A 14538-nucleotide genomic window follows, 5' to 3' on the forward strand; every position below is an offset into this window, starting at 1 on the left:
CGGGATCGTCCGGCGGACGACGCGACCCGTCACGCCGTCTCAGGCTCCTGCGCGGTCCCGGGGGCGGTTTCCGCGATGAGACGCGCGGGGCGGAAGCCCTTGGTGACGAGCCAGATTCCCAAAGACGCCTCCCAGACGATCTCTGGCGCCGTGAACAGGAAGTTCACCGGGGACTCCTGCTCGTAGGCGCCGAAGAGGACGGCGGTGGCGGTGGCGCAGGCGATCGGGCCTCCGATGAGCCCGATGAGCGCCATGGGGCGTGGCACCAGGCCCGACCGGTACATCAGATATCCCAGGAGCAGCCCGTTGCCGAAGCCCGCGCAGAAGGCCGGGCCGAGCAGGAACGTCTGATCCTTGAACGCCACCAGTGCCCGGCCGAGCAGGACGGCGTCGGCGCCGCCCTCGCCCGCCCCGTCCTGCCGCAGCGCCACGACGGCGAGCACGCTGACGACCCCCACCACGATGATGGTCGATTCGAGGACCCGCAGGCCGACGTAACCGAGGGCGACGCTCTCGCTCTGCCGTTTCAGGACCGGGAACAGCACGACCCCGGTGGCGATGTTCGCGACGGCGGTCAGGATCTCCAGGAGGGCTCCGATCCGCACCTGCGTGTCCGCGCCCGATCCGAGGATGTAGTTCGCGTCATTGAGGACCGGGTCGTACAGCAGCACGGCAGGGATCGAGAAGACGAAGGTGAGGATGAACCAGACACCGGCGGTCCTGGCGGTCCGCTGAACGGCTTCCACCGAGGTTCTCGGCATCTGGGACCCAATGGTGCTCACACGATTCTCCAAGGCTTGTCGGCCTTCACCCGATTGTCGGGACAGTCGTAGAGAACCACGTCGAAGGGACGCTGTCCCTACGCTCCGGTGGCCGGTTCAAGCCGCGGGGAGGACCTTCACCGGCCGGCACTCTGACTCGGCGGGCGAGCTCGGCCGGAACGCGGCGCGTGGCATGGCGGGTTGTCGCGACGCCGGCCCGGCGCGGTGAAAGGATGATCGGCATGGGACAAGTCGTGGTGAACGCAGAGAGAACGCTGAAAGCGAGCCCGGCCCAGGTGCTCGGGGCGCTCGGCGACTACACGGGGGTGCGATCCCGGATGCTCACCGAGCACTTCAGCGAGTACGAGGTGCGGGAAGGCGGCCAGGGGGAGGGCACGGTGGTGCACTGGAAGCTGGCGGCGACCAGCAAGCGGGTGCGCGACTGCCTGTTCACCGTGAGCGCCCCGGCCGGTGACCGCCTGGTGGAACGGGACGCCAACTCCTCCATGGTCACCACGTGGACGGTGACCCCGGCCGCCGAGGGCTCGCGCGTCCACGTCACCACCACCTGGGACGGAGCGGGCGGAATCGGGGGCTTCTTCGAACGGACCTTCGCCCCCAAGGGGCTGCAGCGCATCTACGACGCCCAGCTGGCCAAGCTGGACTCCGCGCTGGGCACGTGACCAGCGCGCCGGCCGACGAGGTCTACCGGCGGCGCACCGCCCGCGTGCTGCTGGTGGACGACGCAGACCGCGTCCTGCTGTTCCGCTGGCCGAGGGACGCCCGCAGGCCGGAGGCGGGCCACTGCTGGATCACTCCGGGCGGAGGCGTCGAGCAGGGGGAGACCCTGCGCGTCGCCGCGGCCCGCGAACTGCGTGAGGAGACCGGCCTGATCGTCTCCCCCGACGACCTCGGCCCCCAGGTCGCCCTGTCCTCCGGCCACGCGGACCTCGGCTGGGCCAACGGCCTGTTCCGGGACGACTTCTTCATGCTCCGCACGCCCGCCTACGACATCGACACAGCGGGCTTCACCGCGATCGAACGCGAGCACGTGGGCGCCCACCGCTGGTGGTCGCTCGAGGAACTGACGAACGCGCGAGAACCGGTCTACCCGCTCATGCTCGCCGAACTCCTCACCAGCCTCCTCGCCGGTCACGCCCCCTCCGACCCGATCCGCCTCCCCTGGCACCACTGACGCGGGGGAGGGGGCCGCCCAACGCCGTGCGGCGGCGGCCTGCCGCTGCTCGGCACCCGGGAGATCGTCCGATCCCGGCGCGCCGCCCGCCCGTCCATCCGGATGATCTCCCCGCCGGCCTCGGGCCCCGGACGCTCGGCCGTCGCTCAGGGCCGGGCGGGGCCGCGGTAGGGCAGCGTCTGGCTGTAGACGACGCTGGTGCTCGTGGTGCCGAAGCCGCACAACTCGTCCACGAGCTGCTCCAGGTGCGCCATGGAGGTCGCGCCCACCTTCAGCGTGTAGCAGTCGTCTCCGGTGGTGCGCAGGCACTCGAGGATCTCCCGGCGCTCGACGAGCAGCCGGCGCAACGGCTGGTGATGGTTGCCGCGGTACTTCAACCGGACCAGGGCCAGGACGGGGTAGCCGATCTTGTCCAGGTCGACGGTCGCCTGGTAACCGGTGATGACGCCCTGCGCCTCGAGTTGCCGCACCCGTTCGGTGGTGGCCGACGCGCTGAGGTTCACGCGCCGTCCCAGCTCGCTCAGGGAGATCCGCGCCTCCTGCTGCAGCTGGTCGATGATCGCCCAATCGACGGCATCGAGATTCGCGGTCATCTCGCGACTTTACCGGCAGATCCACGAAAAATCGCAGCTACAGCCGGTAACAGTTGGTTCCCTGCCGCTTACAGGGCGATATAGCCTCACGTCATGCAACTCGGCGTCAACGTACCGAACTTCGGACCTGGAACCGATCCCGGCATGCTGCGCGAGTGGGCCGGGGTCGTGGAGGGGCTCGGATTCGACCTCCTCATGATGTCGGACCACGTGGCCATCACGCCGGACGTGGCCGAGCAGTACCCGGAGCCGTTCTACGAGCCGTTCACCACCCTGTCCTGGATGGCCGGCATCACCACCAGGGTGCGGCTGGGCACGACCGTGCTCATCCTGCCCTACCGGCATCCGCGTCTGGTGGCGCGCATGGCCGGCAACCTCCACCAGTTGAGCGGCGGCCGGCTCGTGCTCGGCGTGGGCGTCGGCTGGGCGCGCCAGGAGTTCGAGGCGCTCGACGTCCCGTTCGCCGAGCGCGGCAAGCTGATGGACGAGTACCTGGCGGTCCTGAACGACACCTGGTCCGCCGACGGCGGGGACGCCGACTCAGTGCCCATCTGGATCGGCGGGAACAGCGACGTGGCGATCCGGCGTGCCATCCGCTTCGGCCTCCCCTGGCATCCCCTGCGGAAGACCATGCCCTGGCTCCGCTCCGCCTTGGCCGAACACTCGCCGCCCGCGTTCGTGCCCCGCATCGTCCTGCGACTGACCACCGAGCCCGTCGAAGACGATGAGCGGCCCGCCGGCGTCGGCACCATCGACCAGATCCTGGACGATCTCGACCAGCTCCGCTCGCTGGGCGCCGAGACCGTCGTGCTCGACCCCTTCAGCGGTGATCCGGAAGAGACGCGCAGGCCCGAAGAGGCATGGAAGGCGCTCACCGCCGTGGCCACACACTGGAGAACACAATCATGATCACCGCTTCCGACGAGGAGTTCCTGCGGCGTGCGATCGCCATCGCGGCCCACGCCGTCACCCTGGGCGACGCGCCGTACGGCTCCCTCCTGGTGGGCCCGGACGGGACGATCCTCATAGAGGCCCACAACACGGTCCAACGCGACAACGACATCAGCGCCCACCCGGAACTGAAGCTGGCCCGCTGGGCGGCCCGCGAACTCGACCCGCGCACCGCCGCGGGCACCACCATGTACACCAGCTGCCAGCCCTGCGGCATGTGCACCGGCGGCATCGCCCGCTCGGGACTGGGCCGTGTCGTCTACGCCCTCGCCACCGAGCAGCTCGTCGAACTCAACCCGTCAGGAACCTGGCCGACGGTCCCGCAGGACGGGCCGGCCCTGTTCGACCAGGCACGCGTCCCCATCGACGACTTCTACAAGCCCGGCTCCGCCGGCGCCTGACAGGCGGCGGATCTACAGAAAGGAGGGTGGGGCCACGGGATTCCCTCTACTCCGGGACGTATCCGGGAGTGGATCCATACCCACCCCCGCCGTCAGGCCCGGCGAGCCCGCTCAGAGCACTCCGAATTGCAATAGCGACCGTCCGGCCGGACGTGGCCGGTTTGTTCTGAGAACGGTTGATCGTCGCTTGTGAGCCGCGCAGTGGTCCCGACACCCACAGCAGCGTCCCGTCCGGGACGGCGATGACCTGCAGGTTCATGTCGTGACGGCGATGCTTTTACTCGGGGCCGGTCGGCGGTGACCCGTTCGATCGAGATCAGGGTGCCGTCCAGCACCAGCTAAAGGCAGCCCGTCCCCGGCCGCTTTGGCAAGCGCCGCGCCGAGCTTGGGTGATCGGGCTGCCAGTAGGTCGACGGTCTCGGTGACGTAGCGCCGCGCGGTGGTGGGAGGCGGCGAATCCGGTGGCCAGTTCGGCGTAGGCCTCGCCCTTGCGCAGGGAGACCAGGGGCATCAGGGCCTGCATGCCCGGGGGCAGGTACCGTCCACCCGTCCGCGATCATGCTGTGATCGGCGGCCCCGAACCTGCCGCTGAAAGGGCTCACTGTTCAGGCCGTCGAAGTGGGCTCGCTGCAGGCCTTGCTCGACGCCCTCTGGCCGCGGCGGCCGCCTTTCGGCATCGGTTACCGCGACCTTCTCCAGGAGCTTCGGAATGCGTTCGGCCTCCAGCCGGGAGGCGGACGTGGAGGAGGGCCTAGACTGTCGCTCATGACATTCTTCTTCCACCTGCGTTAGCACGCCGTCGGCGAAGCGAGGATCACCCGTCGTCGGCGAGGCGGGGCGGCGGAGCGCTGCCCCGGGTGCTGACGTGGGAGAAGAACGATCATCATGCGCATTCCGCGCACCTGCCTGGTCGCCCGCTGCGTGCGCGGCCTGGAGTCCGAAGTCGCCGCCGAGGTCCTGGAGTCGGGGCTCGGCTCCGTCACTCGCCTCGGTCATCGCGAGGTCCACTTCCGTCTCCGCTCGTCGAGACCGAAGCCGATCCCGGCGCTGCGCACAGCCGACGACCTGTTCCTGGCGGCCGCGCGCCGGCCCGACATCGGGACGACGAAGCATGACCTGCCCGCCCTCGCCGAGCTCGCCGCCCTGGCCGACCCCGAGCTGCTGGTGCGCCTGCGCCGCGCGCTGACGCGGGCGCCGGCCGAGGTGCCGGGTATCGATGTCTCCGCCTCCTTCCTCGGGCGGCGCACCTTCAGCCGGTACGACGCCGAGGATGCCGTGGGCACGGCTTTGGCCGGGCGGCTCGACGTCCCCTACCACTCGCGGCGCACGGGCGCCGCGCCCCCGCCGGGGTCCTGGGGGTGGCGGTTGACCATGGACGGGGCGCACGCCGCGCTCATGATGAGGGTCGGCGACCGACCGCTGCACCGCCGCGACTACAAGCAGCGGATGATCAAGGGCACCCTGCACCCGCCGCTGGCCGCGGCCATGGCGGTGCTGGCCGGCATCCGCCCGGACCACACCGTCCTGGACCCGTGCTGCGGCGCGGGAACCCTGCTGATCGAGGCCGCGCTCGCCCGGCCCGGCGCCCGCCTGTACGGCTTCGACCTTTCGCCCGATGCCGTCGCGGCGGCACGGGCGAACGCCGCCGCCGTGCCCGTCCGCGTGGACCGCGGCGACGCCGGCCGCCTCCCACTCCCCGACGCCAGTGTCGACCGCGTCCTGTGCAACCCGCCCTGGGGCGTCCAGGTCCACCCCCGCGGGCTGCTCGCCGACTCCCCGTCCCGCTGGTGGACGGAGCTTCGCCGAGTACTGGTTCCGGACGGCAAGGCCGTGCTCCTCCTGCCTACCTCCGAGACCCTGACCGACGCCATCCGGCACGGCCTCGTCCCGGTCCACGTCCAGGGCGTCCGTATCTCCGGCGCTCAATCCTTCATCGTCGGCCTACGCGCGGCGGCGTCCACCAAAGCCCAAAGACGCACGCCGAGCCGGACGGAACGAAAGTCAAAATGAGGTAACGAGCGGAGCGGAGTTGAAGGTGGGGCAGGACACGCCGGGTCATTCCAGCAGGGGAACAGCTACGAACCCGGTGACAGCGCGATCGGCACAGGTCTTGTCGGCGCTGTCGTAGGAACCGTGGTGGGAGCAGCGCTTGACGCAGTGCGCCGCGCCAGGGATCGCGATGGCTCCGATCCCTGATGGGACGGGTAGGGGCCGGTGACCGTCGGCGCGACCGGTTGACGGGTCGGAGGCGTCGCGATGTACGGCTCGGCGCACATGTTGCCTGTTTACGCTGAGTGGATAGACAGGCCACTTGACGTCGCCGCCAGTGCGTCGAGGACGCGTTGGTGTGATCGCAATCGACGTGGAGGTATTCCGGAGCCCCTCTTCGCGTCTTGGCTGACCTGCGGAAACGTGGGCCCTTCAGGCCGCGTCTACTACGGGAACAGTGTCGCGTGGCTGCGTTCCAAGGCATCTGGCGCGCAGGCGGAACGATAAACTGGATCGTGGTGGATTCAGCAATTATCTCCTTCTTGATAAACACGACAAGATCTTCTATCGTCAGAATCCGCGCTTGATCCGAGGAAGTGCAAGGGATGTCTGCGGTATGAGGCCAAGAAGCAGGGGAGGTGTTGATGTTTAACGCGCCATTGTCTGATGAGAGTCGCGGTTCCTACTGCCCGCAGATGCATTCTCTTGCTGAGTGCATCCTTCGGCAGGCAGGGCGGGATGCGACTCTCGGGGAGATTATTGAGCTTTTTGAGTGGGCCTCGTATGGGACTTTTCCTGCACCGCTCGTGTTCGAGGTCAAGTTGGCGGGGGGCGGGCGTTACGATCGGCAATCGGACTCGTGTGTGGCGGAGTTCGGTGATTCAGTCTTTGCGAACGCCGGCGACCTCGTAGCTCAGATCGCGGCGACAGCAGGCGAAGAACTCCGCCCATCGGATCTGGCGTCCACTCTTCTGGTGCTCCTCAAGCAGTGCCAGGTCCCCGTGGCGGACATCGACCCTGCGAAAATTCTGCGAATAATCCCCAGACCCTCGAAGGGTGCAAGGCCTGAGCCTGGCGACGTTCTGGCTCTTCCCGTCAGCGGAGAGAAATTTGGTCTGGCCGTCGTGCTGACACGGAATCGTTTCGGCACGGCTCTCGGGCTTCTGAGGGGAGCGCTCCTGTCGCCTAGGCCGAGGAAAGGTCAGTATGCGCCAACCCCCTGTGTGCCGATATACACTGACGAGCGCTTGCTGGCAGACGGCACATGGAGGAAGATAGATCACGACGAGCAGTTGCTGGCCCACTTTCCGGAAGATCCGGAGATCTATCATTCGCCGGATCTGCAATGGCCAGGAGTTGAACTTGGAGAGTTCGGCGCGGCAGAAAATTCTGCGGGCAGGCTCCGGTTCATTGACGCGACGGAGGCACGCACTGTCGGGATTCTAGACGGATCTTACCGTCAGGCGCGGACCGGGGAGGAGGTCCAGGATCTCCTGAGCGAACTCCAGCCGCCAAAATGATGTCCTCGACTGAACGTCTTCTGCGGTTGGCCGTGTGCACACCTGCCAGCCGATCTGAACGCCCGTCGGCACGGGACTGCAGAACGGGCCCCTGCGGGACCGTCTTGCCAGGGCCAACGGGTGCTGGGTTGACCAAGTAGCCGCCGAGGCCGGCTCCCACCCTTGTGCGGCGTTGCCGGACGGGGCCGCTGCCACGTTCGTGACCTGGCCGGCGGTTGGAAGGCCGACAACCGCTTGCGCGGCGGCGTTCCAGGTACCGCCTGGTTGATGGGGCCCGAGCGGCGGCTGGACGGGCGATCGCAACGATTCGCAGGGGTGGAGGCGACAGGTCCGCGACAGCCGAGCGAATGCGGAGACGTATCGGGACGGAAATCTGGATCTCGGCAGCGGCAAGACCGCAGGTCAGGATGTTGCGCGCCCGGCAGGACTCGAACCCGCGACCGTCGGATCAGAAGTCCGAGGTTCTCCGACGACCCCGTACCCCGGCCCACCTGGGCACACTCCTCAGCAGCCCGTCACCGCCCACAAGATCATTCCGCACATACTCCGGATCTTGCTCGTGGCCCTGCGGGGGAGTCCCGTCCCCGTCTGCGGCACACGGGTAGATTGACATCATGACCGGTCAGCCCGAGGAACCGGCCGCATCGCGGGATCCTGGAGAGGATCCGGCTGCGATCTTCGATGCGCTCCCGCCGTCGCATCGCGATCAGTTCCGGGCCGAGTATGACGAGGCGCTCGACGCCGCGCACGACCTGGCGCGCTTCAAGCAGGTTCAGACGCTGCTACGCCGCTGGCGCCTGCGGGCAATCGCCTACGCCCGTCCCGGCTACGAAGAGGCTGTGCAAGACGCCCTGCAAGGCCGGGAAGACACCTTCGTCCGCTACACCCCGCCTGGCTGGGAAGGCCAGGTGTGACGTACCGCTTCGACGGCTTCCACGGCCGTGCGCTGTACGAGTTGAACGGACTCCCCGAGGAGGTCCGCAACGGGCCGCTCCTCGAACGCCTCCTCCAGCTCCTCGAAGCTCCATGGGACGCGGTACCGGAACGGGCAGATCAGACAGCGGTCCGGCACGCCTTCTTCGGTGCCGGCGGCGAAGGCATGCTCACGCTCCTGGTGGACGAGAAGACAGAGACGCTGCGCATCCTCGACATTCTCTGGCTGGGGTAGCGGCGCAGCCGCTGTTCTTCCCCCACCTTCCTTCCCCGACCCGCCGCTATCCTGACTACCCCGGGTCGGGGGAGCCCTGTGCCATTCCAGGCCAAGTAACAGCGTCCTTAATGCCGGCGAAGTCTTCCAGCCCGGACGGATGGCCTCCAGCCTTGGGCGGCAGCGCGCCCCCGCGACCGCCGGCGGCTGACGGACGGGGCGGCGGTGGCACGGTCGCGGCCCGGCCGTCCGGTGACCGGCACCCACGCCGCACGCTCCGGGCGGCCAGGCGCGGGGGGCCGCGCGACGGCCTGAGCGCCGCCGCCCTTTTGATCGGGTGAAGTGGCGTCCGCCGAAGCAGAACGGGGCCGTTGACCGGCGCGTCGTCGTGAACTTGGCTCAAGCTCGGGAGCTTCTGACGGCGGTGTCCTATGTCGGCCGGTCGCGTGGGCCTCGGCTGCGGGCGATGTTCGCGTGCATGTACTTCGCCGGCCTTCGTCCGGCTGAGGCGGCGGGACTTCGGCGGCAGGACTGCGAACTTCCGGCAACCGGCTGGGGGCTGATCACGCTCAAGAAGACCCGGCCCCAGACCAACAAGCGCTACACCGACTCGGGGGAGACCTTCGATGATCGGGGCCTCAAGCATCGGGAGGACGACATCGTCCGGCCGGTCCCGATTCCTCCTGAGCTGGTGGTGATCCTCCGGGAACACCTCGACGCCTTCGGGATGGCCGAGGATGGGCGGCTCTTCGTCACAAGCGGCGGACAGGCGTTCTCCGGCTCGGCCTACTCGCAGGTGTGGAAGCGGGCTCGCGCCCTGGCGCTGACTCCCGATCAGGTCGAATCGCCGTTGGCGGCCCGGCCGTATGACCTGCGGCATGCGGCGGTGTCGCTGTGGCTGAATGCGGGTGCCCATGCGCCCGAAGGGGCCGAACGTGCTGGGCACGGGGGCGACGTGATGTTGTGTTTACGCTAAGTGCATAGATGGGCAACAGGACGTCGCAAACCAGCGCATCGAGGACGCGTTGGCATGATCGGCAACCATCGTGGAGAGTCTCCGGAGCGTTCCGGGGGCCTCTCCACGCGTTTGGGCTGAGCTGCGGAAACGTGGTCCGAGTCATTCCGCGTATGTTCCGGGAGCAGTGCCGTGCGGCTGCGTTCGGTGGCATCTGGCTGCATCCGGCGTGACGGCGGCGAGAAACGTTCTCGCAGGTCAGCGCGTAGATGGCCTGGTTGTGATGGCGCGCCCGGCAGGATTCGAACCCGCGACCGTCGGATTAGAAGTCCGATGCTCTGTCCAGCTGAGCTACGGGCGCTCGGCGCCCGGCGGGACGCCGGGACACAGTGTAAGGGTGCACGTCGTCCGGCTCCACCTCCATAACGGCGTTACCGCTGTGGCGGGGGTTCTATCTTGGGGTGCTGTGGCGGTGAACATCGAGGTGCCGCTCTCCGGTGGGGCCGTGTCGGAGGGTGTGGTTCGGGTCGGGGAGACGGTGCGGCGGCCGCTTCGGGCGCATGCGCCGGCGGTCCACGGGTTGCTGCGGCATCTGGAGGCCGTGGGGTTCGAGGGGGCGCCGCGGGTGCTGGGGATCGATGAGCTGGGGCGCGAGGTGCTCAGCTGGGTGCCGGGGGAGGTGCCGCAGCGGCCGCTGCCTCCGTGGGTGGTGTCGGAGGACGTGCTGCGGGGCGTCGGGCGGCTGCTCAGGCGCTACCACGAGGCCGTCGCGTCGTACGAGGCGCCGGTCGGGGCGCCGTGGGACGCGGAGACGTCCAACCTGGACGGGGAGCCCGAGGTCATCGGGCATTGCGATGTGACTCCGGAGAACGTGGTCTTCCGTGGTGGGAAGCCGGTCGCGTTGATCGATTTCGACCTGGCGCGGCCTACCACGCGGTTGTTCGACGTGGTCACGGCGCTGCGGCACTGGGGGCCCATCGAGGATCCCGCCGATCGCGACGCCGTGCTCTACGGGGCGGACGTGGGGCGCAGGCTGCGGATCTTCTGTGACGCCTACGGGCTGGACCAGGAGCGGCGGCGGGAGGTGCTGCCGGCGGCGCGGGTGCGGTTCGAGCGGTCCTACCGGGCGATGCGGGAGCGGGCTGAGCGCGGTGGGGGATGGGCGCGGATCTGGCAGGCGGGCGCCGGGCCCCGGATACGGCGTGCCCAGGACTGGCTGGAGTGGCACTGGGATGAGCTCGATGCGCGTCTCTGGTGAGGGGCTGGTTCTCGGGGTCGCGCTTGACGCTGTTCTCGGGGACCCGAAGCGGTGGCATCCCGTGGCCGGGTTCGGCCGGGTGGCGTCCGGGGTGGAGGGCCGGGTCTATGGGGATTCGCGGTGGAGGGGTGTTCTCTACGCCGGGGTCCTGGTGGGGGGTGCCGGGCTCGCGGGGGTCGCGATCGAGCGGGTGAGCCGGCGGCCTCTCGTGCATTGCCTTGTCACTGCGGGCGTCACCTGGGCCGTGCTCGGCGGGACGTCTTTGGGCCGTGAAGGGCTCTACATGGCGCGGGTGCTGGAGCGGGGGGATGTGGAGGCGGCGAGGGAGCGGCTTTCCCACCTGTGCGCGCGGGATCCCCGGGGCTTGGACGCGCGTGATCTGAGCCGCGCGGTGGTGGAGTCGGTGGCCGAGAACACGTCGGACGCGTCCATCGCGCCTTTGGTGTGGGGCGCGGTGGCGGGCATTCCGGGGTTGCTCATGTACCGCGCCGTGAACACGCTGGACGCCATGGTGGGATATCGGAGTCCGAGATACGAGCGGTTCGGGTGGGCGGCGGCGAAGCTCGATGATGTCGCCAACTGGGTTCCGGCGAGGGTCACCGGGGGATTGGTCGCTCTCTGTTCGGGACGGGAGGCCTGGCGCGTTCTGAGGAGGGACGGGGCGAAGCATCCGAGTCCCAATGCCGGACGGTGCGAGGCCGCTTTCGCCGGGGCGCTCGGAGTGCGGCTCGGCGGGGTCAACGCCTATGGCGGAAGGGTCGAGCGGAGGCCGGAGATGGGGGACGGCCGGGCGCCCGAGGTCAGGGACATCCGCAGGGCCGTACGGCTTTCGGCGGCGGTGACGTTCGCGGCGGCGGCCGTGGTCTGGAGCGTGCGATGAGCGGGCTGCTGGTCGCCGGGACCACGTCGGACGCGGGGAAGAGCGTCGTCACGGCGGGGCTGTGCCGGTGGCTGGCCCGCCAGGGCGTGAAGGTCGCGCCGTTCAAGGCCCAGAACATGTCGCTGAACTCGATGGTGACGAGCGACGGGGCGGAGATCGGGCGGGCTCAGTACATGCAGGCGCAGGCCGCGGGAGTGGAGCCCGCGGCGCTGATGAATCCGGTGCTGCTCAAGCCGGGAAGCGACCGCAGAAGCCAGGTCGTGGTGCTGGGAAGGCCGGTGGCGGAGGTCGACGCCCTCCAGTACGGGGCGCACAAGGAACGGCTCAAGGGGGTCGTGCTGGAGAGCCTCGACGAGCTGCGGGCCAAGTACGACGTGGTCGTGTGCGAGGGGGCCGGGAGTCCCGCGGAGATCAATCTGCGGGGCGGCGACATCGTGAACATGGGGCTGGCGCGGGCCGCGAACCTGCCGGTGGTGGTGGTCGGCGACATCGACCGCGGCGGCGTCTTCGCGTCGCTCTACGGCACGGTCGCCCTGCTGGAGCCGGCGGACCAGGCGCTGATCGCGGGGTTCGTCATCAACAAGTTCCGGGGGGCGGAGGAGCTTCTGGCGCCGGGGCTGGAGCAGCTCGCGATGCTCACCGGGCGGCCGACGCTTGGTGTGCTGCCCTGGAAACTCGGCTTGTACCTCGATTCCGAGGACACCCTGGCCCTGGACGCTCCGAGGCCCGACGCGAAAGGGCCGTACGGGAAGCAGACGCTGCGCATCGCCGTCGTCCGGTTTCCGCGCATCTCCAATTTCACCGACATGGACGCGCTGGCCTGCGAGCCCGGTGTCGTCGTCCGGTACGCGGCGAGCGCCGGCGACCTCGCGGAGGCCGATCTGGTGGTGCTGCCGGGCACCCGGGCCACGGTCTCCGATCTGGCGTGGCTCCGCGAGCGGGGAATGGCGGACGAGGTCCGGAGAAGGGCCGAAGAGGGACGGCCGGTGCTCGGTATCTGCGGTGGCTACCAGATGCTCGCCGAAGAGATCGTGGACGACGTCGAGTCCAAGCGGGGGAGGACGAGGGGGCTCGGCCTCCTTCCCGCGAGCGTCGAATTCCAGAAGGAGAAGACCCTAGGGAGGCCGACGGGAAGCGCGTACGGGGAGCCCGTGCACGCTTACGAAATCCACCACGGCATCGTGACCGCGCAAGGGGAGCCTTTCCTCGACGGCTGCCGGAAAGGCGCCGTCTGGGGAACGACTTGGCACGGCGCGATGGAGAACGACGGTTTCAGGAGGGCGTTCCTCGCCGATGTCGCCCGGACGGCGGAGCGTGAGTTCGTCCCGGCCCCGGACGTGTCGTTCGACGCGCTGCGGGAGGCGACCCTCGACGCGCTCGGCGACCTCGTCGAGGAGCACATGGACACGGACGCGTTGTGGCGGGTCATCGAGCACGGCGCGCCCGTCGGCCTGCCCGTCGTCCCGCCCGGGGGAGCCCCGGAACCGCCCGCCGCGGCGGTAGTGTGATCCACTCACCGGCGCACAGCACCAGGAGGAACGCCCCGTGACCGACCCGCGGTCCAAGCTGATCGTCCCGCTGATGAAGGCGCGGGTCCCGGCCGAGGTCCAGCTGGAGTTCCCGCTCCCGGCGGACGAGGAGCCGATCCGCGACCCGTTCGCCGCCGACCTCTACGTCACCTACGCGCTGGAGATCGCCGACGAGGGCGCCCCGGGCGGCCGCCGCTACGAGCACGTGGCGCGCCGGCACTGCGCCGACCTCGGCGTCGCGCCGGACGAGCTTCGCCGCCACGCGGTGATCAACCTGCGCGACCTGCGCCCCGAGCTGAGCCTCAGCTGGTACCCGGACGCGCGCGCGGTGACGGTGTCGCTCGGCGGCACCGCGCGCGGCGGGACGCTGGAGTCGGGCCTGCTGCTCGACGAGGGCTTCCTCGAGAAGCTGGCGCAGGACGTGGACGGCGACCTCGTCGTCGCGGCACCCGCCCGGGACGTGTTCGTCGCGTCCGGGACCGGGCATCCGGACGGTGTCGACAAGCTCCGCTGGGCGGTCTCGCAGGTCTGGGCCGAGGACCGCGGAGACGACGCCCCCGATCCGGTGTGGGACGTCCCCGCCGGGAGCCTTCTCACGCACAACCTGCTGGTCCGCCGCGCCGGCGCCTGGGACGTCCTCGCGGTCTGAGCCCCCGCGTCCGCCCCCGGAAAATTGGGTGGGACGACCTGACCGGAATGCGTACCGTGCCGTGCATGGTGTCCATTCATCAGCTTCTGGCGTTCTCCGCGATGGCGCTGGTCATCGTCCTGATCCCGGGGCCGTCGGTCCTCTTCGTCGTCGGCCGGGCGCTGGCGCACGGCCGCCGCACCGCCCTCGCCGGGGTGCTCGGCGGGGTGCTCGCCGCCCTGGTCCTGACCTCGGCGGTCGCGGTCGGCATCGGGTCGATCGTGGAACGCTCCGTCGTCGTGTTCACCGTGCTGAAGATCGTCGGCGCGGTCTACATCGTCTACCTCGGGGTGCAGGCGATCCGGCACCGGCGCTCGCTCCAGGAGGCGATCGCCGGGAACGAGGCGGAGCGCGGCGGCGGCCGGGCGCTGCTGCAGGGCTTCATCGTGGGCATGACCAACCCGAAGACCACCGTGTTCTTCGCGGCCGTCCTGCCGCAGTTCGTGGTGCGCGAGAACGGGCACGTCGCGCTCCAGATGATGGTCTTCGGCGCGATCTTCGCGCTGATCGCGCTGTGCTGCGACAGCGTGTGGGGCGTCGCGGCGGGGACGGCCCGCGACTGGTTCGCCCGGTCGCCGCGGCGCCTGGCGGCGATCGGCGGCACCGGCGGCCTGATGATGATCGGCCTCGGCGTCACCGTCGCGGCGACCGGCCGCAAGGACTGAGGGCCC

Annotated in this window: 16 protein-coding genes, 1 tRNA gene and 1 pseudogene; 14 read left to right on the plus strand and 4 right to left on the minus strand. The window is 69.5% G+C overall.

Features of this window, described 5'->3' with window-relative positions; genetic code table 11:
- Positions 1–29 precede the first annotated feature (29 nt).
- A complete protein-coding gene (locus FKD65_RS34175) occupies positions 30–782 on the minus strand; it encodes a DUF4386 domain-containing protein (protein ID WP_205718339.1) in 753 nt (250 codons plus the stop codon).
- 221 nt (positions 783–1003) lie between these two features.
- Between FKD65_RS34175 and FKD65_RS34180 the strand changes: the two genes are divergently transcribed.
- Both FKD65_RS34180 and FKD65_RS34185 read left to right on the plus strand, forming a co-directional pair.
- Positions 1004–1444: an SRPBCC family protein gene (locus FKD65_RS34180; protein WP_141582609.1), complete on the plus strand. Its 441-nt coding sequence runs from the start codon at positions 1004–1006 to the stop codon at positions 1442–1444.
- Complete coding sequence (locus FKD65_RS34185; protein ID WP_141582611.1) at positions 1441–1956, plus strand: NUDIX hydrolase; 516 nt, start codon at positions 1441–1443, stop codon at positions 1954–1956. Before FKD65_RS34180 ends, FKD65_RS34185 begins: the two co-directional genes overlap by 4 nt.
- Positions 1957–2102: 146 nt before the next feature.
- On the opposite strand, the gene FKD65_RS34190 is transcribed toward FKD65_RS34185, so the two are convergent.
- Positions 2103–2549, minus strand: coding sequence for an Lrp/AsnC family transcriptional regulator (locus FKD65_RS34190; protein WP_141582614.1), 447 nt, complete (start codon positions 2547–2549; stop codon positions 2103–2105).
- Between the two features lie 93 nt (positions 2550–2642).
- On the opposite strand from FKD65_RS34190, the gene FKD65_RS34195 reads away from it, so the two are divergent.
- Together FKD65_RS34195 and FKD65_RS34200 are read left to right on the plus strand one after the other, a co-directional pair.
- Positions 2643–3458, plus strand: a complete 816-nt coding sequence (locus FKD65_RS34195) for an LLM class flavin-dependent oxidoreductase (protein ID WP_141582616.1) — start codon at positions 2643–2645, stop codon at positions 3456–3458.
- Entirely contained in the window at positions 3455–3901 is a 447-nt protein-coding gene (locus FKD65_RS34200) for a nucleoside deaminase (protein WP_141582619.1), read from the plus strand. The genes FKD65_RS34195 and FKD65_RS34200 overlap by 4 nt, the downstream gene beginning before the upstream one ends.
- Positions 3902–4091: 190 nt before the next feature.
- Here the strand turns inward: FKD65_RS34200 and FKD65_RS45860 are convergent.
- Positions 4092–4442: pseudogene (locus FKD65_RS45860) on the minus strand (transposase family protein); the annotation flags it as partial.
- A gap of 344 nt (positions 4443–4786) precedes the next feature.
- Here FKD65_RS45860 and FKD65_RS34205 point away from each other — a divergent pair.
- From FKD65_RS34205 to FKD65_RS34225, 5 genes are all read left to right on the plus strand, one after another.
- On the plus strand, positions 4787–5911 hold the full coding sequence (locus FKD65_RS34205) for a TRM11 family methyltransferase (protein ID WP_141582621.1): 1125 nt from the start codon (positions 4787–4789) through the stop codon (positions 5909–5911).
- Between the two features lie 842 nt (positions 5912–6753).
- Positions 6754–7410, plus strand: a complete 657-nt coding sequence (locus FKD65_RS34210; protein ID WP_141582623.1) for a hypothetical protein — start codon at positions 6754–6756, stop codon at positions 7408–7410.
- A gap of 614 nt (positions 7411–8024) precedes the next feature.
- Positions 8025–8324 (plus strand): DUF6247 family protein, encoded by a 300-nt coding sequence (locus FKD65_RS34215; protein ID WP_141582625.1) that lies wholly within the window; start codon positions 8025–8027, stop codon positions 8322–8324.
- Positions 8321–8578, plus strand: coding sequence for a hypothetical protein (locus FKD65_RS34220; RefSeq protein WP_141582627.1), 258 nt, complete (start codon positions 8321–8323; stop codon positions 8576–8578). Before FKD65_RS34215 ends, FKD65_RS34220 begins: the two co-directional genes overlap by 4 nt.
- 403 nt (positions 8579–8981) lie before the next feature.
- Positions 8982–9533, plus strand: coding sequence for a tyrosine-type recombinase/integrase (locus FKD65_RS34225; RefSeq protein ID WP_302931624.1), 552 nt, complete (start codon positions 8982–8984; stop codon positions 9531–9533).
- Between the two features lie 263 nt (positions 9534–9796).
- On the opposite strand, the gene FKD65_RS34230 is transcribed toward FKD65_RS34225, so the two are convergent.
- A tRNA-Arg gene (locus FKD65_RS34230) sits at positions 9797–9873 on the minus strand.
- A gap of 105 nt (positions 9874–9978) precedes the next feature.
- Here FKD65_RS34230 and FKD65_RS34235 point away from each other — a divergent pair.
- The 5 genes from FKD65_RS34235 to FKD65_RS34255 all read left to right on the plus strand — a co-directional run bounded on the left by FKD65_RS34235 (position 9979) and on the right by FKD65_RS34255 (position 14532).
- Complete coding sequence (locus tag FKD65_RS34235) at positions 9979–10770, plus strand: phosphotransferase enzyme family protein (protein ID WP_141582629.1); 792 nt, start codon at positions 9979–9981, stop codon at positions 10768–10770.
- Positions 10745–11650, plus strand: coding sequence for a cobalamin biosynthesis protein (locus FKD65_RS34240; protein ID WP_240809732.1), 906 nt, complete (start codon positions 10745–10747; stop codon positions 11648–11650). Before FKD65_RS34235 ends, FKD65_RS34240 begins: the two co-directional genes overlap by 26 nt.
- The gene (locus FKD65_RS34245) at positions 11647–13158 is read left to right on the plus strand and encodes a cobyric acid synthase (protein WP_141582631.1); all 1512 of its coding nucleotides are present in this window, start codon (positions 11647–11649) and stop codon (positions 13156–13158) included. Before FKD65_RS34240 ends, FKD65_RS34245 begins: the two co-directional genes overlap by 4 nt.
- Positions 13159–13195: 37 nt before the next feature.
- Positions 13196–13828 carry a DUF1444 domain-containing protein gene (locus tag FKD65_RS34250; RefSeq protein ID WP_240809733.1) on the plus strand — a complete coding sequence of 211 codons (633 nt, stop codon included), beginning with the start codon at positions 13196–13198 and terminating at the stop codon, positions 13826–13828.
- Positions 13829–13893: 65 nt separating this feature from the next.
- Positions 13894–14532: a LysE family translocator gene (locus tag FKD65_RS34255; RefSeq protein WP_141582633.1), complete on the plus strand. Its 639-nt coding sequence runs from the start codon at positions 13894–13896 to the stop codon at positions 14530–14532.
- The last annotated feature ends 6 nt before the right edge of the window (positions 14533–14538 follow it).

The sequence above is a fragment of the Actinomadura sp. WMMA1423 genome (assembly GCF_006547145.1).
Taxonomy (GTDB): Bacteria; Actinomycetota; Actinomycetes; order Streptosporangiales; family Streptosporangiaceae; genus Spirillospora.

What these genes read in the sequence shown, in the direction of transcription:
- FKD65_RS34180 (WP_141582609.1), top strand. Translation starts at nt 1,004, where the DNA reads ATGGGACAAGTCGTGGTGAACGCAGAGAGAACGCTGAAAGCGAGCCCG.
- FKD65_RS34190 (WP_141582614.1), bottom strand. Translation starts at nt 2,549, where the DNA reads ATGACCGCGAATCTCGATGCCGTCGATTGGGCGATCATCGACCAGCTG.
- FKD65_RS34195 (WP_141582616.1), top strand. Translation starts at nt 2,643, where the DNA reads ATGCAACTCGGCGTCAACGTACCGAACTTCGGACCTGGAACCGATCCC.
- FKD65_RS34200 (WP_141582619.1), top strand. Translation starts at nt 3,455, where the DNA reads ATGATCACCGCTTCCGACGAGGAGTTCCTGCGGCGTGCGATCGCCATC.
- FKD65_RS34205 (WP_141582621.1), top strand. Translation starts at nt 4,787, where the DNA reads ATGCGCATTCCGCGCACCTGCCTGGTCGCCCGCTGCGTGCGCGGCCTG.
- FKD65_RS34215 (WP_141582625.1), top strand. Translation starts at nt 8,025, where the DNA reads ATGACCGGTCAGCCCGAGGAACCGGCCGCATCGCGGGATCCTGGAGAG.
- FKD65_RS34240 (WP_240809732.1), top strand. Translation starts at nt 10,745, where the DNA reads ATGAGCTCGATGCGCGTCTCTGGTGAGGGGCTGGTTCTCGGGGTCGCG.
- FKD65_RS34245 (WP_141582631.1), top strand. Translation starts at nt 11,647, where the DNA reads ATGAGCGGGCTGCTGGTCGCCGGGACCACGTCGGACGCGGGGAAGAGC.
- FKD65_RS34255 (WP_141582633.1), top strand. Translation starts at nt 13,894, where the DNA reads ATGGTGTCCATTCATCAGCTTCTGGCGTTCTCCGCGATGGCGCTGGTC.